The following is a 22,564-nucleotide window of genomic DNA, read 5'->3' on the forward strand; positions in this document are numbered from 1 at the left end:
AAGCAAAAGTTGTAAATATGCAGTCATTAAATAATATATGGATAGAAAAAGACAGCATCTTCGAAAAGTTCGATGCTGAATACTCTCTAGACCAAGACCCAGATACAAACAGTATTAGATTTAGAATAAATGCGCATGGCTTCTCATACGGTTATGTTACAGGGCAATTTAATCAATGGAAAAAAGAAGATAGATATAGGCTAATATGGGAAGCTGACCCTGATGATGGTAGCTTATGGCTGACAAAAAATATTCTTAAGATCTCTGGGCTTATCAATGGCTCAAATCAATATACTTTTATTTTGATAGATCTAGAGGGCAATGAAAGAAGACTTTCTGCAAGCAATAGAGTTTTTGAACCACTGACTTTCAACTGGCTTGTAAATCCTCAGATTCTTTCAATAAAAGCATCTGAAGACTATATAGTACCAGGTTATAAAGTTGACCTGATAGCGATAACAGAGTCTTTAACAAAAAAAAGAAGTATTGTTGATGTTACATGGCGAGTAGAGCCAAAATCAAAGCTTATTGAAGTCAAAGATAATAAATTAAGTGTTGACCCTTCTGTAACAGATATAAGTGAAGTCAAAGTATATTGTAGTAGCAAAAACAATCCTAACCATAAAGCAGAAAGAATTTTTAGAGTAGCTAGGGAACCTCGTAAAGGTCAACTTATTCACTTTATAAAAAAGGATGAACAATATCTAGGACAGGACTTTAGTTGGGATTTATGGACGTATGATGAAAAAGGAAAAACACGCCCAAAATCACTTTCTAAAAAGAGCGACTTTGGACTATATGCTGATTGTGTAAATAAAAACATAATAGCGCGCAAAAGAACATGGAGCACGTACTGGCAGAACGATTGGGCTGAACAAACAAGCTCATTCAAAATAGATGAAGATCATGATAACTATTATATAGTTTATGGAGATCATGATATTTATACTTCTCTAAGTGATGTTGTCAACAGAACTAATGCCAGAATAAATTATGCTGTACTTGATGAGCCAAATAAAATAGAGGCTTATTTATCAGATACTCCTCTGATAGGTACTATATTTGAACTATGGATAAATTCGAAAAAAGTTACAAACGCTGTAAATATCGTTAAGTATAAGTCTAAAAAAGTTATATTTACCAATTTGCCTTCTGAGCTTAAGCCAAGCGATTTAATAGAAATTCGTGCAAATAATACCTTTATGCCAACGAAAGTATTATTCGGTAACTTTTTGGATAAATACTACTATCCAAATGATGATATGGGTGTTGTCTTCTCTAATGACACAGTATCATTTAGGATATGGGCTCCAACAGCGAAACACGCCGAGCTTTTGATATATCATGAAGATGATAATGACAAACACGAGATGCCTGATGATGCATTTAATTTAATTCCAGAATTAGAATATGGTACACATAGTGCCTGTATACCTAGAGACCTCTGTGAAAATAAATTCTATATATATCGACTTTATTTTGATGATATAGACTATCGTGGTAATAAGTATACAAAAATAACTTATGCTATAGATCCTTATGCAGTTGGACTTGGTGCCAATGGTAGAAAAGGATTCATACTAGACCTTAACTCAGATGAGCTATCTCCTGAAAGCTGGAAAAACAGCTACTTCCATACACCTCAAAACCCTCAGGATACTGTTATCTATGAGTTACATGTCAGAGATTTCTCTATTGGCTCCGATAATGGAATACCAGAAAACATCAAAGGCAAGTTTTTAGGTACAGTATATGAAGGATCTGAAATAACTACTCCAAATGGTGAGCTATCTGTTTCAACGGGTATAGATAGTCTTCATGAACTTGGTGTCACTCATGTACATCTATTACCAATATTTGATTTTTCATCAGTTGATGAGTCAAATGCCAATATCAAAGATAATAGAAACTGGGGATATGATCCACAAAACTACAATGCACCAGATGGAAGCTACTCTATTAATCCTTTTGATCCAACTCAAAGAATCAAAGGTGCTAGAGAAATGATTGCCGGATTCCATAACAAAGGTATTGGTGTCGTTATGGATATGGTATATAACCATATGACTGATACATCGAACTTTGACAATATTGTGCCAAAATATTATTTCAGGACTGATAGCCAAGGCCACTTTACCAATGGTTCTGGGTGTGGTAATGAACTTGATACCGAAAAACCAATGGTGCGCAAGTTTATCAAAGACTCTGTTCTGCACTGGGTCAAAAACTATAAAATCAATGGTCTAAGATTTGACTTAATGGAACTAATTGATCTTGATACTATCAAAGAAATTACTGAAGAAGTAAAACAAATAGATCCAGGTATTATAGTCTATGGGGAACCATGGAAAGCTGGTGACTCACCTCTAAGAAATGGTACATATAGGGGCACTCAGAGAAACCAAGACTTCTGTGTATTTAATGATACATTCAGGGATGCGATTAGAGGCAATAATAGTCCAGGTAATGGTTACATCAATGGAGATGCTCATAATCCAGCTAATATCGGCAAGGTTATGGAAGGTCTTAGAGGCTCTATACATGATCTAACTGCTAACCCTAAAGAGACTATCAACTATGTAGATGCTCACGATAACTATATACTTTGGGACCAAATTGAAAAAAGCCTGCAAAGGAACATCCAAGCTGGAGATTATCGAAAAAATATTCCCGAAAATATCTTTGAAAGCCGTAGAGTTCGCCAAAACGGTTTAGCCCTTGGTATTTTATTAACATCTCAAGGAGTGCCATTCTTGCATGGTGGTTGTGAGTTTTTGAGAACAAAGCAAGGTGATCATAACAGTTATAAGAGTGGTGATGATATTAATGCTTTTCACTGGCAAGATAAATTACAATACAAGCCTTTTTTTGATTATGTAAAAGGACTTATAAAGATAAGAAAAGAACACCCTGCTTTTAGAATAACTAGTCCTGAGGATATCAGTAAACACCTAATTGTTTCAGCAGCATACCATGATCTTCATTCTGGAGTTATCGTATCTCATCTCAAGGATAATGCCAATGGAGATATGTGGAAAAATATTGTTATAGTTTATAATGCAACAGCAATTGATAACTATGACATCAACGATATTGTTCCAACTACCGAAACTAATGTGTGGCATGTGATTGCAAATCATGAAAGAGCTGGTACGGAGACTATAGAAAAAACAACTAAAGGCAAGCTCCCTCCTCTTAGAGCATACTCAATGTTAATTATTCATAGCTAAGGAGATAAGATGTCGGATAATTTTAAAGCTCCTCTTAATACTGAGACTAAGTTTTTATTTTCTACTTCTGGGAGTAACTCATCTATATCAAGACATAACACTGCTATACAGAAGCTAGGCTTAAACCTTTGTTATTTTACATTTTCTGGTGATATAACTGCTAAGACTTATACTGATGCTATTAGAGCACCTTTTGTCAATGGTGGTACAGTAACGGCTCACAATGGCCTAAAATCAAAAGTAATACCATTTTTAGATTACATAGAGCCTCTAGCTAAAGAGACTTTAGCAGTCAATACAATCATCAATAAAGATGGCAAGCTTTATGGTTATAATACAGACTGTCATGGCTTACAAACAGCTCTTAAAAAAGGTATCAAAGCATCAAACAAAATTATAAAAACCGCAGTAATATACGGTAATGGTGGCGTATCTGGAGTTGCTTTTAAAGTATTACAAGACTTAGGTATCAAAGTAACTATCGTCGGTAGAAGTGCCGAAAAAGTAGCTCAAAAAAGAAAAGAACTAGGTATAGAAAACATCCCTCATTTTGAAGGTCCGTATGATCTAGTAGTTGATGCTACACCAATATCATCATCACCAGAGCTAGAGCAAAATACCCAATTTATAGACTTAGTTAAAGATGCAAAAATTGTATTTTGTCACGCTATGCCTGAAAAAGATAATAAGAAAAACTATCTACTCGAGTATTGTAATAAAAATGATATTTTCTATATCTCTGGTGAAGATATGTATATTAACCAGCTAATTAAACAATATATAATCTACTTTGAAAATCTCAATCAAAAGAAAATCACTGAAGAAGATATTATTACTGCTTGGGGTTTATAATTCTGCTATTTAATATCTTTAATAATATCCAACCAATTAGAATAAAAAGTCTTTCTATCATTTTGCCATGAATAATTAATATTATTTTGGCTATCATAGTAGTTATATGGCTTATCTATATTATTGGTAGTTGCTTTATCCCTTAAATACTCTGCTTCTAGGGTATCTTGAGTATATTCTAGGTGATTAAACATATAGGTAATATCATACTTTTTATCAGCTAAACAATCTAAACCATCTATTGCAGATGCTAGGATAACATCTGTATGCTCCAATACTTTCTGATCTGTAATTTTTGTTTGTCGAGATATACAAGCTTTAAGCTCACCATCTATACCTTTTAATAGTGGATGATCATGTTTAATAGGTTTATGTTCATATACACCAAATAACTTATTTTCTAGACATTGTTTATTTATATCATATAAATAATTTAGACCAGCCTGAGCAGCCCAGCAAACTAACATCACAGATAATTCATACTCAAGGCTTTTTGAAATTATCTCACAAACTTCTGGATAAAAATCAACGCTCTCAAACTCTAATAACTCAACTGGAGCCCCTGTTATAATAATTCCATCTAAATCAGCAAAATCATAATCCTGCCAATTAGCATAATTTTCTTGTAAGTAACTCTCGCAAACTCTTGTACTAGGACGTACTAATGAATGAAAAAACACTAACTCAACAATTGTAGAGTTATTATGAGAAAGTACATCTGCCCAGTGCTTTTCAGTTTCTTTGACAGTTGGCATCAAATTTACAATAGCAATTTTTAATCTTTTGATACTAGAGTTATTCTTGATACTAATTTCAGTTTGATAATTAAGCTGTAAGTCTCTAAAAAACTCAAATGGCTTTTTTGCATTGATCGTCATACTGCACCTCCGAATAATCCAAAGCCTGCTTTAAGTCCTCTATTAGATCATTAGCATCTTCTAAGCCTATTGATAATCTTACCAAACCATCAGATACTCCTGATTGTATGCGCTCTTGTTCTGTTAACTGTGAATGTGTGGTTGAAGCTGGATGTATAATCAAGCTTCTAGCATCACCGATATTAGCACAGTGTGTGAATAGCTTTGTTTGCTCGACCAAATTCTTACCAGCCTCAAATCCTTCATTTAACTCTATTGTTAGCAATCCAGCGACACCTTTTGGAAAGTATTTATTAGCCAAAAGATTATATGGAGAGTTAACAAGACCAGCATAATTAACTTTTTTAATCTTGGGATGAGCATTTAAAAATTTTGCTACTTTTTCAGCATTTTTGATATGCTTATCTAACCTTGCTCCCAATGTTTCTAGACCTTGTATGGCCAAAAAAGCAGTATGTGGACTAAGAGTAGCACCTATATCTCGCAAACCAACCGCAAGCCCCCTAACGGTAAAAGCCAACTTGTCAAAAGTTTCATGAAATGAAATATTATTATAGGATCTATCAGGTTTTGCCAATAAAGGAAATTTATCATTAGCTGACCAATCAAAAGTTCCTCCATCAACAACTACACCACCTACTATAGAGCCATTGCCACTTAAATATTTTGTCAAAGAATAAGAGACAATATCTGCACCATGTTCTAATGGATTTAGTAGATAAGGTGTTGCAACAGTATTATCCACTATCAAAGGAATACCCGCTTCATGAGCAATTTTTGCAAGTGCTTTGATATCGGCAATAACTCCAGAAGGATTAGATTGAGACTCTATAAATAGTGCTTTGGTGTTCTCTTGGATAGCATTTTTGACCTCATCTAATTTATTTATATCAACTAGAGTTGACTGCCACCCAAACTGCCTTGGAAATGTATGTGTCAATTGTGTTACTGAACCACCATACAAATATTTAGAAGCAACTATATGATCTCCACTTTGAAGTAGATTTAAGAAAATCAAAAGTTGTGCTGCATGTCCTGATGAGCAGGCAAATCCTCCAGCAGCTCCATGAAGATTAGCTAACCTAGAAGCATACTCATCTACTGTTGGGTTAGTTAATCGTGAATATATACTACCAAACTCTTTTAATGCAAAAAGATTTGCAGCATGCTCTGTACTTTCAAATACAAAACTAGAAGTTTGATGTATAGGTGTTTGTACCGACCCGCTCTTTTCTGGTATAGAGCGATGTACAGCTAATGTTTCTAAAGAATATTTACTCATAGTTTTCTCCTACTTATAAAACTCTTTAGCTTGGGAGAAATCTGAGAGGAAAAGATGGAATAATCCAAAACACCTTTTAGCAGATTATTTTTCGTGTCCGCAAGCTGAGTTATCAAATCAACACGTTTATAAGACTATGCTTATAATTCATCTGGAATTAAATCCATACCTTTCAGCATATTACTTAGAATTATCTTTGTCAAATGATTATTTAACAAAATTTTGAAAAATCACTATCACTTATCTCTTGTGACAGGCCTAACTCCTAATTCTGACAATATATAGTTATATAATGCCCTATGCACTTGATAGGTAGGATGAACATGATCCCAAAACGCATAATCTTGGGGATTATCACACATACTACCAGCATATCCTGCATCTATAACACTTTGCATCGATGGCTGATCTAATAGATCATTCATTTTGACTTTAGAGTCTGTTTTGGCGTTAGCCTCTAGGCTATTATATGCACTATCAATACTAGACTTCTCAGATAAAAAATATCCTCCCAACCAACAAGAATCTTTAATATGATCCAAGCTTATAGTTGCATTATATTTTTTATTAAAGCTCTTAGTATTATTTACCATTTCATCAAATACTGTAGCAATATCTATAAACTTCATTTTATGCTTATCTGCATATTCTCTTAAAATTTTGTTATGCTGTTTGTATATTTTTTTGAGAATTTTTTCATTGCTAAGTGATTTAGACTCTCCTGTAATACTTAGATCCGGTAGTCCAACAATAACTGTCTGTTTCGCTGATACTTTTTCAATAGCATTGATAATACCATCGGTCACTTGTTTGACTGCTCCATCAATATCAGTCATCTCTGGATTAGTAGTTAGGTAGTCATTACCTCCGACAAAGAATATTGCTAAATTGTCTTTTATATCATCATTAGCCTCTAAATCTAGGTACAAGTTGACCTGATTATCTAAAACGTATGGGGTACTATTCTCAGCCCATTCAGGAAACACTATAACCGAACTACCACCTACTGCATAGTTACTCACAGGGATATTATTTAAATAAAGTCTATTTGCAAACTGTTCTGACCATACCTCACCATTAGAAAACATCCCTCTATAGTATGGTGTTGATTTTGGTAAAAGCTGTAATGAGTACTTATATAGGTTGCCTTTATCACTTAAGCTATCACCAAATATCATTATTCTTTTGACACCAAATAATAAACTATCAAATATATCTAGCTCTTGATGACATGCAGAAACTGTAAAAGTTGGTGTTATTAAACTACCGTTTATCAATGTTTTGAGGTTCACTGAATAGTTAGTCCAATAATATTCATAACCATCATTGTCAAACTGATGATTTATTTCTATATTACCTTTTGAATCTTTAAATAAAGCTCTATTTGCACCCTTTTTACCAAAATAAAAAAAGCCATTTGATAACTCGTATTCTACAGAACCTGACGAATCTTTAGATTTGAAGCCAATATCATAATACGATGTTGTTGAATCCATGAAGTTGTCATTTGCTAGCTCTTTCGTTATATAGTACTGGTGTGGTTTTAGTGTCTTTGTGAAAGTTGATTTGTTATTTTTTTCTTTAATCGTAAATACAGCATCAGTACTACAGTTATTTTCTAGCATTAAATGGGTATGTGCATATCCAAAAGTATAATTTATAGATAAAAAGGCCAATAAAAGAATACTAGATATTTTTAAGAAAATGTTACGCATCTAATAGTTTGAAAGGATTAGCATATAACGAAAATTATACACTAATGAGCATAAAAACTTTAGCTCTAAAAATACACCCACAAAAATATTAAAATTGTCATATCTGCAAATGTATGAGTAATGATAGGAGCAAATAATCCCTTGACTTTGCATCTCATCAAACCCAAAGCACAAGCATAGACAAAAGTCATCGCAAAACCTATTAACCCATTAGGGAACCCTCCCGCATAATGAAATCCGGCAAATAAAAATGCTTGTAAAAATATTGCTACGGAAATACTAAAAACTTTAGTCAATTCAGTTTGGATAATTCCTCTAAAAACAACCTCTTCAACAATTGCATTTAATAATGCTCCAACAGGTATTAGCATTAAAATTACAATAGTACTAAGCTTCGCAAGCTCTTGAGAAGTTGCCTCTCCAACTCCAGTTAGCTCACTTGTTAATATCTCCCAAACTATCAAGCTTATTGAAGCTACTACAGATACAAGCGCTACTGCTAACCAGATTTTAATATCTTTTATTTCCCCAAAATTAAATAGCCCAAAAATCTGCTTTTTATATACTAGTGCAGATATTAATAGTGTGATTAATAATGTTGCAAGCATTGGATTTTGATAAAGAGGTATTATCAAATAAATTGGCAAGGTTGATAAAAATAAAAATAGATTTGAATTGAAAATCTTCTTATCAAAAATCACACTTGTCATAAGTGATATAGCTGCACATAGTACTGCAAGATTACTAGATAATTCACTCTGAAAATAAAAAGATAAAGTTATAAAAACTATATTTATTACAAATATAGTTTTGACTATATTATGGTTTGTAGGCATGTATATATTTTTTTGATAAATCTACAAGGATTATAAAGAAATTTGTACTAATTCCAATGCGAGTTAATGCAAACAACTAGTGATTTAGTATATAGCTAGAATCAGATACCACGTAGATAAGTATCTGCACATTAGCGATTAGCTTTTACTGAAGACAATGAATTAAAAATAGAATTGTCCGAGTTCATTTTATTTTTTCATTGGATTGAAATGCGGTAGCGCAGTGCTAGGCAATTTTGCATACAGCACCCCTCTTGAGAGGGGTGCCATTTCTATGGCAGGGTGTGGTTGCCATGCAAAAAATATTTCGTTATAGCTTACGAAGTAAGCAACGAAAAACAAAGCTTCATGCTTTAGTTTAGATAATATTTTTACTTAGGCTGCCAAACAATATCTAGCTCTTTAGCTGCTTTGACATCATCAAGACGACGCGCTGGTAGATTATAAGGAGCTCCTTTTAGATACTGAGGATCTTTCTTAGCAATATCTCTGATTTCTACCATTGCTTGGATAAATTTCTCCATACTATCAACATTTTCAGTTTCAGTAGGTTCTATTAATAGACACTCGGGTACCAATAACGGAAAGTACATAGTAGGAGCATGTACACCTCTATCTATCAAGCACTTAGCAAAATCAGTAGCTGTTACACCATAATTTTGGAACTCAGGCTTCAAAGTTACAATGAACTCATGAGATGCTCTTCTCTCAGGATATGCAATTGTGAAGCCTTCTTCTTTTAAGCGAGCCATCATATAGTTAGCATTTAGAGTAGCTATTTCAGAGGCCTCTGTTAGACCATTGCCACCAAGCATTGCCCCATAAATATATGCTCTAATTAATACACCAATATTACCATTAAATGCTGATAATCTACCGATAGTATTTGGTATATCTTTTTCTTCTAGCCATACAAATTTATCATCTTTTTTACCAACCATCGGTACAGGTAAAAACTCTTTCAGCTTATCATTAACAGCTACAGGACCAGCACCTGGGCCACCACCACCATGAGGAGTAGCAAAAGTCTTATGAAGATTCATGTGTAAAACATCAAATCCCATATCACCAGGACGAGCTTTACCCATGATTGCGTTTAAGTTCGCACCATCATAGTACAGTAAGCCACCAGCTTCATGAACTTTCTTGGCGATCACAGCAATACTTCTCTCAAACACACCAACTGTAGATGGATTAGTCAACATAATACCAGCAGTCTTGGGCCCAAGTACTTTATCTAGGGCTTCGATATCAATATCACCACATTTTTTAGTTGGAATCTCGATAACCTTCAGACCACAAACTTTTGCAGTAGCTGGATTAGTACCATGAGCAGCATCAGGTACAATAATCTCATTACGTTCAAAATCGCCTCGCTTGTGATGATATGCTTTAATCATAGAAACACCAGCAAACTCGCCTTGTGCACCAGCCATAGGAGCTAATGATACACCTGTCATACCAGTTAGCTCTTTGATTAGGTCTTGTAAATCATACAAGCACTCAAGAGTACCTTGAACACTCTGGACACTTGCATAAGGATGCCTTTCTAAAAATCCTGCTAATGAAGCATACTTATGCGCCGCTCGCGGGTTGTATTTCATAGTACAAGAACCTAACGGATAGAAGTTCGTATCTATACAAAAGTTCTTGCGTGATAGTTGTGTATAGTGCCTGACAACATCAAGCTCAGCTTGTTCTGGTAAAATTGGTTTTTTAGAACGAAGCATATTTGCAGGGATATTTGAAACATCTCCTTTTTTGCTAGGCATTACAGATGGCGAGTTTTTACCTCTAGTTTTTTCAAAAATAACCATTTAAATTAACCTCCTATCCTAGCTAAAACTTTTTTGGTAGCTTCTATGTACTCTTTGATATCTTCAGATGTATGAATCTCTGTAGCACAAACCATAATAGAGTTAGCTAAATCAGTATGATACTCACCTAAGAAATAACCAGCATCTATACCTTCTTTTTCCATCTCAGTTACAAAATCTTGCGCATTTACAGGTAAATCGATCACTGCTTCATTAAAGAATAAATTATTAAATCTAGCATTTACTCCATCTAGTTTAGATAATTCATTTGCTAGCTTAGTAGTATTTTCATGAGATACACTCGCCACTCTTTCTAAACCTTCGGCACCTAATAGACTCATGTAAATAGTTGCAGCTGTTACCATTAAGCCCTGATTAGTACAGATATTTGAAGTAGCTTTAGCACGACGTATATGTTGCTCTCTAGCTTGTAGCGTCAAACAAAAACCTTCGTTACCATCTAAATCTACTGTTCTACCTACAATACGACCTGGCATTTGACGAATATGAAGCATCTTACAAGTCATAAAGCCAAAGTATGGACCGCCAGAAGCTAATGGTACACCCATAGGTTGACCCTCACCACATACTATATCAGCACCATTGTCACCCCATTCCGCAGGTGATTTTAATAGCGCAAGTGACATAGGATTAGTCACGGCAATTGCCAAAGCACCATGCTTATGTGCCCAGTTAGTCAAAGCATCAACATCTGCAAGCTGCCCTAAGAAGTTAGGACTCTGGATAACTACAGCAGCATATTGAGTATCGGCAAAACTATCTAATCCAGCTACATCAGTCTTACCATTTTTAGAGTCCAAATTTACAACATCAACTTCGATACCTTGATGCTTTGTAATAGTTTCAAGTACATTTAAATAAGTTGGATGTAGAGCTTCTGCTATTAAGACTTTTTGTGACTTGGCTTTTTTATTTGAACGAATCGCCATTAGTACTGACTCTGCCAAAGCAGTTGCCCCATCATACATCGAAGCATTTGAAGCATCCATGCCTGTCAGCTCTGCCATCATAGTTTGGAACTCGTATATAACTTGTAAGCCACCTTGAGACGCCTCTGCTTGATATGGAGTATATGCTGTATAGAACTCTCCTCGAGCTACTATATCCCATATAGCAGCAGGTATATGATGACTATAAGCACCAGCACCTATAAAATTTGTATTATGATGATTCTTATTTGCTCTTTTTCTAGCTACCCTAGCTAGCTCCATCTCATTGATTCCATCAGGAATTTGTAGAGTATCGGCTCTTAACTGAGCTGGAATTTCATCAAAGAGTTGATCTACGGAGTTAGCTCCAATAGTATCAAGCATTTTTTTGATTTGTTCTGGTTTATGTGGAATAAAAGACATATTTCCTCCATGTCTTTGTATATAGAATTTTATAAAGACTAAATAGAAATTCTAAAGGTTTATACTAATTAGTCTTCTAAAGTTTTTGCATAAGCATCAGCAGACAATAGATTTGCCAGTTGAGATTCATCAGAAATTCTGAGTTTAAATAACCATCCATCTCTATATGGTGCATGGTTTACTTGAGAAGGATCGTCACTTAATGATTCATTCACATCAATAACCTCGCCATCAAGAGGAGCATACACATCAGAAGCTGCTTTCACAGATTCAACAACACAAGTATCATCTCCAGCTGAGAATTCTTCTCCAACCTCTGGTAGCTCAACATATACTAAATCACCTAATAAAGATTGAGCATGTTCGGTAACACCTACTGTAACTTCCTCACCATCTACTTTAACCCACTCATGAGATTTTGTGTATTTTAATTCATTAGGAATATTCGACATTTTATACCTCCGTATTGACTACGATTAATTATTGTTGTGAAAATATTTATTGTTTTAAATCAAAGATTGTCCATTTTTGACAAACTTTGCCTTAACTAATTCTACTTCTAATTGTTTACCACGTATATTTACGACTGGATTAGCACCCTCTTTAGGTACATAAGCTAATGCTACTGCAACTTTAAGAGTAGGTGAAAAGCTACCACTTGTTATATAACCTTTCTCACCATTATCAAAATCAATCTCCTGACCTGCTCTAAGCACGCCTTTCGACTTCAAAACAACCCCTGTCCATTTGGTAGCTATACCCTGTGATTTTCTCGCAAGATATGCTTTTTTACCAATGAAATCTCTACTTTCATCAGAGAGATCAACACTCCAACCAAGCCCTCTCTCTAAAGGAGTTGTGGTTGTATTCATATCTGACCCATATAAGTGCATCCCTGCCTCTAAGCGTAAAGTATCTCGAGCACCTAAACCTACTGGTTCGGCACCATTTTCTAATAAATTATCCCAAAAATCTGCTACTTGATCTGCTGGCAGCATTATTTCAAAACCATCTTCACCAGTATAACCAGTTCGAGCGAACATCCAGTTACTAAAAAACTTAAATGTAAAAGGCTTCAATTTAGCTATTTCTTCTGCAATCTCAGTAGTCACAGTATGCTTGACAACCTCTACTGCTTTTGGACCTTGTACAGCAACGATAGCTAAACTTTGTTGTGGAGTTATAGCAACATCTAAATCCTGAAAGTTTTCTTTAAACCATGCTACATCCGACTCTCTATTACCAGCATTTACAACAATTCTGAAATTTTCAGAATCAATTTTATAAGTAATAAGATCGTCAACAATACCTGCATCATGATTTAACATACAGCCATACTGCGCTCTACCCGCTTCTAGTTTAGCAACATCATTAGCTAAGATATGACGTAAAAACTTTTCAGCATCTTTACCTTGGATATCAACTGCTAGCATATGTGATACATCAAATACACCACAGTTTTCTCTAACATTATTGTGCTCTTGAATTTGTGAACCATAATTAATTGGCATTGACCATCCAGAGAAGTCTACCATTTTAGCATTTGCTGCTATGTGCGATTCATAAAGAGGAGTTTTAAGCATTTTTCCACCTAAAATTAGACTCGATAAGCAACACTATACATTTTTTTTTAGCTGAATATAAGCGTTTTATTTCAAAAAAATCTAATATTATTCTTCAATCACTTTGATATATAATTTACCATCTTTTGCTCTCTCTGGACCATGTATATCTGTATCGAATCCTGGCAGCATTGATCCTATCTTTTCTAGCATCAATAAGAAGTCTAATATTACCTTAGAATCTTCTGTTACTTTTTCTCCAGGGAATATCACTGGTATACCTGGTGGATATGGTAATATCATCACAACTGAAGTCTGTCCATATAGCTCTGCTAGAGGAACTTTTTTGACCTTACCTTTTAGCAACTTCTGAAATGCCCTATGAGGATTAAGTCGCTGCTCTGGTAGCACATTAAAAGCATGATACATAAGATTAGGAAGATTAGCCTCTTTCATATACTGATGCAACCTTTCACTAACTTCTTGAACTCTCATATCTTCATAGAATTTAGGGTCTTCAGCATATAATGTTGGTAGCATTTTCTCAACTAATGTATTTTCATCATACATTTGTTTGAATTTATTAAGTACCGATATTAGCCTTACTGATTTTGCCTTTGTAGTGCCTAAACTAAAGATAAATAACAATGAATAAGGTCCAGATTTCTCAACTACAATATCATGCTCGTCTAAAAACTTAGCTACTATATCTGCTGGCACGCCCCAGTCCTCAACATTGTTATCTTTTATGCCTGGAGTTAAGATTGTTATCTTAATAGGATCTAGTGATAAAAAATCACCATCTATATTTTTAAATCCATGCCATTTATCAGCATTTCTTAGTAGCCAAGCCTCTTTATTAGCAATATTATCAGGTTGCCAAACATCAAAGAACCAATCACCAGCTTCTGATCTAAGCTTAACTAGCTCTCGTCTAAAATCTATCGCTAGATTGATAGTTTTGTCAATAAGATTATAGCCCTGCTCGCCCTCCATCATTGCTGCTGCTGTCTCAACACTAGCAACTATTGGATAAAAAGGAGATGTTGAAGTATGCATCATATATGCTTCATTCAAAACTTCATCGTTATAATCACCTTTTATGTGCAACATTGATGATTGGCTGAAAGCTGCTAGAAGTTTGTGAGTAGATTGTGTCTCAAAAATTATATGCTCTGGCTTTGGTTCAATCTGCATTGCAGACTTATGTTTATAGATTGGATGAAATATCGCATAAGGTATCCAAGCACTATCAAAATGTAATTTTTTAACATCTAGTTCATGATGAATAGTATCTGTATTATAGAGAATACCATCATAAGTTGAATTTGTGACAACAGCATATTCAGGCCATTTATCTGCAATGCTACTATTATCAATTTTTTCTTGGATAGTTTGGCGCTGAAATTCTTTTTTAGGTATACCTCCAATTATGCCATAAGCATTTCTTGTTGGTTTTAGATATATTGGATTAACATCTACCATCATCATTAGGTGTGTAACTGATTTATGGCAATTTCTATCTACAAGAATTGTATCGCCATCAGCAACACTATACATACCAACTATCTTATTAGCTGTTGATGTCCCATTGGTAACAATCAACGATCTATCAGCTTGGAAAACTTTTGCAATATACTCTTCTGCATCTTTGTGAGCTTCCGAATGATCTAATAAACTTCCTAGCTCTTTCATTGAAATAGATAAATCAGTCTTAAAAATATTCTCGCCATAAAAGTCATAGAATAAAGCGCCCACTGCCGAACGCTGAAAGCCATAACCTCCTTGATGTCCTGGTGTACAGAAAGATGAGTTAAAAGATTTGGAATATTTAAACAGCTCATAAGTTAAAGGTGGCAAAATATCATTGAAGTAGTTTGTGATAGTTCTATGGATAAAATCAGAATCCTCGCCAGCTAAAGCATCATACTGTAAGAAGTTAATATTTAAGTTAAAATCACGCAGATTGAGTTTGATACTTTGGTTATAATCAGAAACGACAAATACTGGTAACTTAGTGTTAAGATGCGCAATATTGTGAAATGCTTCAATACTAAAACTAGTTCTATCAAGGACTATACAACATATTCTTGAATTATCTTCGAGAATCTCTACAACCTCAGATAAATCATCTACTGTTAAAGTATGATATTCATAACTTTGTAGATCTTTTTCAATCTTTAGTAAAAATTTTTCTTTATAGGATTTTAAAGAGTCTTTATATACAAATACAATTGTCTTCATTAGCTTTACCACTTATAGACTATATATTTATGCAGTATACTAAAAGTGAGTCAGATAAAAATATTTTTTGCTAATGAAAATCAGTAAATAATAAATTAGTTAGTATGTTCAACTAATTCTAATTCACCATCTACTAATCTATAGATTTTATTCATACGACTAGCTAGTCTCTCATCATGCGTAACAATTACAAAGCTAGTTCCAAAATCATCACTAAGCTGCTGCATCAAAGCAAATATACTCTCAGATCTTTGGCTATCTAAGTTTCCTGTAGGTTCATCTGCTAAGATACAGTTAGGATTGGTAACTAAAGCTCTCGCAATAGCAACTCTTTGGCGCTCACCACCAGAAAGCTCGGCAGGTTTGTGATGTGCCCTATGCTCTAAACCAACTTTTGTTAGAATTTCATTAGCAAGCTTTATTGACTCTTTTTTTGTATATTTTTTGGTAATAGCTAATGGAATCATTACATTCTCAATAGCTGTAAACTCTGGCAATAAATGATGTAACTGATAGATAAAGCCTAAATGCTTATTTCGCATCTTTGCACGCTTATTAACAGACTGATTATCAAATCTCTCGCCCATAAGCATTACTTCACCTGAACTACATTTATCTAGTCCACCCAAAACATTTAGCAATGTTGTCTTACCTGATCCTGATAGACCCAATATAGCGACTTTTTCACCTTTATTAATTTCAAGGTTTACACTTTTGAGTATAGCTATATCTGTCTTAAATTCTGTGTAACTTTTTGAGACATTCTTACAACTTAAAACTATATTACTCATATCTAAGCGCCTCCACTGGTTGAACCTTAGAAGCACTCCAAGCCGGATAAAGTGTAGCTAAGAAACTTAAAAACATAGAAACTAAAGTAACCTTAAGTACATCCGACCACATAAGCTCCGATGGGATATAATTAATCAGATACACGCTAGCACTCAAGAATTGTCTCCCTGTAACATGCTGGATGAAATTAACAATCTCTGTAGCATAAGTCGACAGTAAAATCCCCAATAGAACTCCTATAACTGTACCAATTAAACCAATTATAAATCCTTGGTAGATAAACACAGTTATAATTTGTCTTGATGGCATCCCCATTGTTCTAAGAATAGCTATATCACTTCGCTTATCAGTCACAACCATCACTAAAGATGATAATAAATTAAATACAGCAACCGTAATTATTAGCAACAGGATAAAGAACATCATTGTCTTTTCCATTTTTAAAGCATCAAAGAAAGATTTGTTTTCATCAGTCCAATCACGAGTGAAATAATACGGAGGTATAGCGTCATCATTAAGTTTATTTTTCACGATAGGTGCATCGTAGATATTTTTTAGGCCTAATTGAAGAGATGATACTGAATTTCCAGTCTCAAATACTTTTTGAGCATTTTTGATATTAATCATCGCATAATAAGCATCGTATTGATAACTTACTGAGAATATACCAGATACTTTAAATTGCTTGATTCTAGGAATCATCCCTGCAGGTGTTAAGCTTACTTTAGGGACTATTAAAGTAACTTTATCTCCTACGGTAACACCTAAGCTATTTGCTAAAGCACTACCTAAAACGATATTATACCCCTCATTATCATCTAGTGATGATAACTTACCTTCTATGATATGATCACCAATTGGTAACACCTTAGTTTGATATTTTGGTTCTATACCTTGTATCTGTACAAAAGCAGTTGTACTACCACCATTATTTGCACTTAACAATCCTTGAGACTCCACAATAGGAGCTGCTGCTGTAACACTTGGTGCGCTTTTCTCAACTTCTTTTGCTAATTTTGGCCAATCAGTAACTTGCCCACCCATCTGATATACTTTCAAAGGTGGTACCATCATCAAAATTCTATTTTTGATTTGTTGATCGAAACCATTCATCACAGACATTACTGTAATTAATACAGCAACTCCCAAAGATATACCCAAAAAAGATATAGCAGAAATAATAGATATAAACCGATTACGCTTCTTAGCACGGATATATCTTAATCCTATAAAAAGAGGAAGACTTCTAAACATTTAAGCTTTATTTTACATATAAAATTACCATGTATAATAACATATTAAGGGGCTAAAAACATTTCAAATAAACTTAGCTGAATTTATCAAAAAAATATCTAATTATCAAAATTTGATTAGCCTTGTTAATTTTTACTAATTGTTGAAATATTTATATTGCTATATTATATGCCTCATTGACAAAAAGACATGTAAGTGGATAAATATGAGAAGAAATTTAAAACCTCAGTTTTGTGCTTTACCAATATATTTAGGTGGACTAACTATAGCTTACATAGTAACAGCATCAATAATATCTAATTTGTTGTTCTAAATATGGCTGGCTTAGTTAGGTTTTGATTTAGAAGGTTTATGTTGATCCGCCCCCACACAACTGGACACATAAAGCTATATAACGAGTCTATACATAACTAACTTGAAAACTAACTTCGGTCAGCTATATTTAAACTTCCTTCGGAAAAAAACTTAAAATATTTTGAAAAAAAGATAAAAAGTTGAAAAAGGTTTGACGATTACCTACTTTCACCTGGGCATTGCCAGACTATCATTGGCGTGAGACCGTTTCACTTCTGAGTTCGGAATGGGATCAGGTGGTTCCAGACTGCTATTATCGTCAATGCGTGATATAATACTCTCATTAATTATTATGTCAACTCTATATTTAAGAGTTTTGTCAAAAAACAGGCACTTCCTAAATATCGTTACCGATAACATAATCATCTATGATCAATGGTATTTCATCACCACAGTCTTCATAAGCGTTGATTTCTCCGCTAGCAAATCTTGATTGAAGCTCTTCGTTATCCATATATTCAGTATCAAAATCAACATACACAGAACCAAGCAGATGATTGAACTCATGTTGAAATATTACCGCAGCTATGGAATCTAACTTACCTGTAATTTTCTTACCATGCTGGTTATATGCTTCATACTCAATCTCTTTATATGTTGCTAACTTACCTCTTTTTTCTTCTAAGGCACTTAAACAGCCATGCCAAAAACTAACTCGTTCCTCAGACACTTTTGTAATTTTAGGATTTATAAAAACTTGAAAAGGAACACTATCAAAACTTAATGGATATCTTGCATTAGAACTATCAAACTCTATCATAAATATTTGATAAGGATAGCCAATTTGATTAGCCGCAAGTCCTATACCATTGCCTTGCATTTTTTCATACATTTCAGCTATGATATTTTGTATTTCAGAACTTTGAATATCATTTACAGGTTTGCACCTTTGATATAGCACCTCATTATTTGAGTCATTATATTGTATAAATTGTGATTTCATACTAAAAACTACATTTCCTAACTTTACTTAATTATAGGCGCTAAAGGATTACCATACTTTTTAAGATACTCTTTAGCTATCTCTTGAGAACCTAAGTAATTTAGGTGGTGACCATCTAAATATACTGGTATACCATTTAGAGAGGTCTTACAATAACTATCATTACATAAGACCTTTTTAGGATTTATCAACACCATTTCAGGATACTTGGCTTTAAGCTTATAAATCAGTTTAATAAACTTTTCTTGTTGCTTCTGCACATACTCCAAAGGTAATTCACAATGATGAGGATCAAACAGTAAAATAAACTTAGCTGTTGAAACAATACAATAGTTATTAAAACCTTTTGGTAGTTTTGGTGTATCCAGTATTACTACTGGAACGGCATGATTTTTTATTATCAATTTTATAGATTCTTCAATGCCTGAGATATAAGGTTGATTACTTTTCTCAGACCAATCACCACCCAAAACAACATATTTAAAAGACTGCTTTCTTATTAAGTCTTTCAACGCATTGTTTCTATCAATCATTGATACTCCTAATTCTGTATTAGGAAGATTTTCTATAAAAGGAGTACTTCTTTGAGATACTAAGTAGGCACTTTTATGAATATTTGATAACCATACCCCCAACATTGGAAACTCTGCACGAGCGTGAGAATCACCAATAAATAGTATATTTGTATCTTTATCTTGTGAAGCATCGCCTATTAAACATTTACTTTCCGGAGGCAGCATTTTTGATGTAAACTCTGGAGATGAGTTTTGTAAAAAACATTTATTCTCATCAACTCTTTCAAATCCATAAATACCATTTAATTTACGAAGATCTACAATCGGCGGTGGAATATTAACAGCAAAGTTTTTGATATATCTAGTACATAAGGCAAATGAAGATGCTAGTAATACTGGGATTATCCATAATACAACTAATGTTTTAGAAAATGGCATCTTAAACTTATATCTAAAAGGTTTCTCTACTAAGAAATAAGTAAGTGTAGCTAAGCCAAAACTAGCAATAAGAATAATAGCCTTGATAAAGTAAGTACTATCAATACTCAGGTAATTGACATAAGCAATTATCGGCCAATGCCATAAATATAATGAGTATGATATTAAACCAATCGCAACTAATGGTTTAAGTGAGAAAACTCTGTGTATAAAAGAGACATTATTATTCAAGCCTACATATATAAATAAAGCAGCCCCAAGACAAGCTTCTATCATACCCAAACCTGGATAAAATACTTTTACAAAGAGTATAGGTACTAGCATCAATACAACAGATATTAATCCTAAAATATTTGCGGTCAACTTACTTAGAGTAATTTCTTTGTTAACTGAATATATCGCCAAAAAACAGCCAAACAATAACTCAAATGCTCTTGTAACTGGAAAGTAGTAATACTCTGAGCCATTTAAAAATATCAAAGAAACCAACGACAAAATGGTCAAAATTATACAACCATACAATAGTTTATGATGTATAGACATCTCAACTGGGTTTTTTAGCTTAACAGGAATACTAAAAGCGGCTATCAAAAACAATGGCCAAAAAATATAAAACTGCTCTTCAATCCCTAGAGACCAAGTATGCAATAGAGGTATCAATTCTGAGTCGGTACTAAAGTAGCCAAAACTTAGTGAATGAAAGAAATATAAATTTGAAAATGACCCTAAAGCACTAACTAACGACTTAGAATAATCTCTTAAATCTTGAGGTAATAAAATTAACCATGCAAAAATTGTCGAAAATATAAGCACCACAATTAATGCAGGCAAAATACGCCTCATTCTTCTTAGATAAAAGTTCTTGATAGAAAAAGTCTTATTTTCTAAATCACGAATAATAATACTAGTTATTAGAAACCCTGAAATAACAAAAAATATGTCAACTCCAAGAAAGCCTGACTTAATCCAACTAATATTTAAATGGAATAACACTACAGCTAAGACTGCTAGTGCTCTAAGACCATCTATATGCTTATAATACTTCATTATAAAAATCTACTTTTAATCTTGCTAATAAGTATAGTACAAAAATCCAATCAAAGTAATAACTTTGAACCAACCCATTTGGAGAGTATTTTGCATTTTAGGACAAATTTACAATAGTCTATAAGACTAAATTATCACGGTAGGTAGCATCTAATAAGCTTAACTGATTTGTGAATTTTTATTCAAGAAAATAATAAAAATCTCACTTTCATGATAAAAAAGTTCCAAACGAGATGTTTTTAAACTATCATATATGAATAATTATTCAAAATAATGAAATATGAAGCAGTTTATAGGTGTATTTTTGATTATTGGTTCGACTATAGGTGGTGGCATCATAGGTTTACCTATAGCTGCTGTTAACTTAGGATTTGTGGGAAGCTTATTGGCAATATGTTTAGTATGGTTAATAATGACATTTACAGGATTATGTATATTAAAGATATCTTATAACCTCCCAGTTAAGCACAATACATATTTCTCGCTATCTACCAAATTCTTAAACTTTAAAGGAGCTAAGGTTACTGTTTTTGGAGGTTATCTATTAATATTATTATTTAACACTGACAACTTACATATCTGGCATTAGTTCATCCGTAAGCTTATACTTTGCACAAAACAGTAATTTAAGTTACTTATTATCTGGTGTGATTCTAGTATTTATACTAGGTGGAATTACAACTTATAACTCTAGAATTATAATCAAGAGTAATGTTATATTTGTCGTAGCTAAACTCTCGCTTATTATTGTAGCTATATTTCTAATTTTTTATTCTACAAGCAAAATTAGTCTTAGCATTAATAGCTATCCTATTCAATCAATAGGAACATTTTCATTCTTATTTGTATTATTTAATGCTTTTGGTTATCACTTTATTATCCCAAGTTTAGTAAAGTTTTATGATAATCGTATTTCTTTTAAATCTTTTGTTGCGTTACTTATCTTTAGTACGACAGTCATAGCGCTGATTTATATAGCATGGATTTTGGCAATTTTTTTGACACGGAAACCATGGAATGATGAGTATTTATAATAGTAAAAATCAGCTTATAGCTTTTAATAATAGTATTAGTTTTTTTACTCAGTCATACACTATCAGCAATATGTTGAGCGCTTTTCAATTAATATCTATGATAGGCTCTTTCTGTTGTATTTCAATAGGTGTAATCGATGCACTAAAAGATGCTTTTGGACAAAATGCTTACATTAAGGTCTTAATATGCACTTATTTGCCACCACTAGTTTTAATGAGTCTTTCTCAAAATATGTTTCTAATTGCAATGTCATTAGCTGGAATATTAACATTTTATATTGAGGTTTTTGTACCAATTTTAGGTGTTAGAAATTATTATAAAACTTCTAGCAAGGTAAAAGATAAATCTTTATTTAGTCATCAATACTCAAAGGCTTTTAGTTAGATTTTGAATAATC

At 33.5% G+C, this 22,564-nt stretch carries 18 protein-coding genes, 1 rRNA gene and 1 riboswitch; of the genes, 5 read left to right on the plus strand and 14 right to left on the minus strand.

Annotation, left to right across the window (positions count from 1 at the left end):
* Positions 1-17 precede the first annotated feature (17 nt).
* Together pulA and F7308_RS09085 are read left to right on the plus strand one after the other, a co-directional pair.
* Entirely contained in the window at positions 18-3,230 is a 3,213-nt protein-coding gene (gene pulA / locus F7308_RS09080; RefSeq protein WP_013923575.1) for a type I pullulanase, read from the plus strand.
* A gap of 9 nt (positions 3,231-3,239) precedes the next feature.
* Complete coding sequence (locus F7308_RS09085; protein WP_013923576.1) at positions 3,240-4,082, plus strand: shikimate dehydrogenase family protein; 843 nt, start codon at positions 3,240-3,242, stop codon at positions 4,080-4,082.
* A 5-nt stretch (positions 4,083-4,087) separates the two neighbouring features.
* Here the strand turns inward: F7308_RS09085 and F7308_RS09090 are convergent, their stop codons facing one another.
* The 14 genes from F7308_RS09090 to F7308_RS09155 all read right to left on the minus strand — a co-directional run bounded on the left by F7308_RS09090 (position 4,088) and on the right by F7308_RS09155 (position 21,132).
* Positions 4,088-4,960, minus strand: coding sequence for a homoserine O-acetyltransferase/O-succinyltransferase family protein (locus F7308_RS09090; RefSeq protein ID WP_013923577.1), 873 nt, complete (start codon positions 4,958-4,960; stop codon positions 4,088-4,090).
* On the minus strand, positions 4,932-6,242 hold the full coding sequence (locus F7308_RS09095; RefSeq protein WP_013923578.1) for an O-acetylhomoserine aminocarboxypropyltransferase/cysteine synthase family protein: 1,311 nt from the start codon (positions 6,240-6,242) through the stop codon (positions 4,932-4,934). The genes F7308_RS09090 and F7308_RS09095 overlap by 29 nt, the downstream gene beginning before the upstream one ends.
* Before the next feature lie 56 nt (positions 6,243-6,298).
* A riboswitch (SAM riboswitch) is annotated at positions 6,299-6,376 on the minus strand.
* A 102-nt stretch (positions 6,377-6,478) separates the two neighbouring features.
* Entirely contained in the window at positions 6,479-7,867 is a 1,389-nt protein-coding gene (locus F7308_RS09100) for an SGNH/GDSL hydrolase family protein (RefSeq protein WP_013923579.1), read from the minus strand.
* 155 nt (positions 7,868-8,022) lie between these two features.
* The gene (locus F7308_RS09105) at positions 8,023-8,793 is read right to left on the minus strand and encodes a CPBP family intramembrane glutamic endopeptidase (protein ID WP_013923580.1); all 771 of its coding nucleotides are present in this window, start codon (positions 8,791-8,793) and stop codon (positions 8,023-8,025) included.
* A 371-nt stretch (positions 8,794-9,164) separates the two neighbouring features.
* Positions 9,165-10,610, minus strand: coding sequence for an aminomethyl-transferring glycine dehydrogenase subunit GcvPB (gene gcvPB, locus F7308_RS09110; RefSeq protein ID WP_013923581.1), 1,446 nt, complete (start codon positions 10,608-10,610; stop codon positions 9,165-9,167).
* A 5-nt stretch (positions 10,611-10,615) separates the two neighbouring features.
* The gene (gcvPA, locus tag F7308_RS09115; RefSeq protein WP_013923582.1) at positions 10,616-11,983 is read right to left on the minus strand and encodes an aminomethyl-transferring glycine dehydrogenase subunit GcvPA; all 1,368 of its coding nucleotides are present in this window, start codon (positions 11,981-11,983) and stop codon (positions 10,616-10,618) included.
* A gap of 68 nt (positions 11,984-12,051) precedes the next feature.
* Complete coding sequence (gene gcvH / locus F7308_RS09120; protein ID WP_013923583.1) at positions 12,052-12,435, minus strand: glycine cleavage system protein GcvH; 384 nt, start codon at positions 12,433-12,435, stop codon at positions 12,052-12,054.
* Between the two features lie 54 nt (positions 12,436-12,489).
* Complete coding sequence (gene gcvT, locus F7308_RS09125; protein ID WP_013923584.1) at positions 12,490-13,566, minus strand: glycine cleavage system aminomethyltransferase GcvT; 1,077 nt, start codon at positions 13,564-13,566, stop codon at positions 12,490-12,492.
* Between the two features lie 87 nt (positions 13,567-13,653).
* Positions 13,654-15,789 carry a lysine decarboxylase LdcC gene (locus tag F7308_RS09130; protein WP_013923585.1) on the minus strand — a complete coding sequence of 712 codons (2,136 nt, stop codon included), beginning with the start codon at positions 15,787-15,789 and terminating at the stop codon, positions 13,654-13,656.
* A 95-nt stretch (positions 15,790-15,884) separates the two neighbouring features.
* A complete protein-coding gene (gene lolD, locus F7308_RS09135; RefSeq protein ID WP_013923586.1) occupies positions 15,885-16,580 on the minus strand; it encodes a lipoprotein-releasing ABC transporter ATP-binding protein LolD in 696 nt (231 codons plus the stop codon).
* Positions 16,573-17,835 carry a lipoprotein-releasing ABC transporter permease subunit gene (locus F7308_RS09140; RefSeq protein WP_013923587.1) on the minus strand — a complete coding sequence of 421 codons (1,263 nt, stop codon included), beginning with the start codon at positions 17,833-17,835 and terminating at the stop codon, positions 16,573-16,575. Before F7308_RS09140 ends, lolD begins: the two co-directional genes overlap by 8 nt.
* Positions 17,836-18,338: 503 nt before the next feature.
* A 5S ribosomal RNA gene (rrf, locus tag F7308_RS09145) occupies positions 18,339-18,453 on the minus strand.
* 73 nt (positions 18,454-18,526) lie between these two features.
* Complete coding sequence (locus F7308_RS09150) at positions 18,527-19,132, minus strand: peptide deformylase (protein WP_013923588.1); 606 nt, start codon at positions 19,130-19,132, stop codon at positions 18,527-18,529.
* 23 nt (positions 19,133-19,155) lie between these two features.
* The gene (locus F7308_RS09155) at positions 19,156-21,132 is read right to left on the minus strand and encodes an acyltransferase family protein (RefSeq protein ID WP_013923589.1); all 1,977 of its coding nucleotides are present in this window, start codon (positions 21,130-21,132) and stop codon (positions 19,156-19,158) included.
* A 280-nt stretch (positions 21,133-21,412) separates the two neighbouring features.
* Here F7308_RS09155 and F7308_RS10435 point away from each other — a divergent pair, with 280 nt between their 5' ends.
* Genes F7308_RS10435 through F7308_RS10445 form a run of 3 tightly spaced genes read left to right on the plus strand, consistent with a single transcriptional unit; the run spans position 21,413 to position 22,551 of the window.
* Entirely contained in the window at positions 21,413-21,721 is a 309-nt protein-coding gene (locus F7308_RS10435) for an aromatic amino acid transport family protein (RefSeq protein WP_013923590.1), read from the plus strand.
* Positions 21,717-22,166 carry an aromatic amino acid transport family protein gene (locus F7308_RS10440; RefSeq protein ID WP_269562929.1) on the plus strand — a complete coding sequence of 150 codons (450 nt, stop codon included), beginning with the start codon at positions 21,717-21,719 and terminating at the stop codon, positions 22,164-22,166. The genes F7308_RS10435 and F7308_RS10440 overlap by 5 nt, the downstream gene beginning before the upstream one ends.
* Positions 22,150-22,551 (plus strand): aromatic amino acid transport family protein, encoded by a 402-nt coding sequence (locus F7308_RS10445; RefSeq protein ID WP_013923592.1) that lies wholly within the window; start codon positions 22,150-22,152, stop codon positions 22,549-22,551. Before F7308_RS10440 ends, F7308_RS10445 begins: the two co-directional genes overlap by 17 nt.
* Positions 22,552-22,564 lie beyond the last annotated feature (13 nt).

It is taken from the genome of Francisella salina (genome assembly GCF_000219045.1).
GTDB lineage: Bacteria > Pseudomonadota > Gammaproteobacteria > Francisellales > Francisellaceae > Francisella > Francisella salimarina.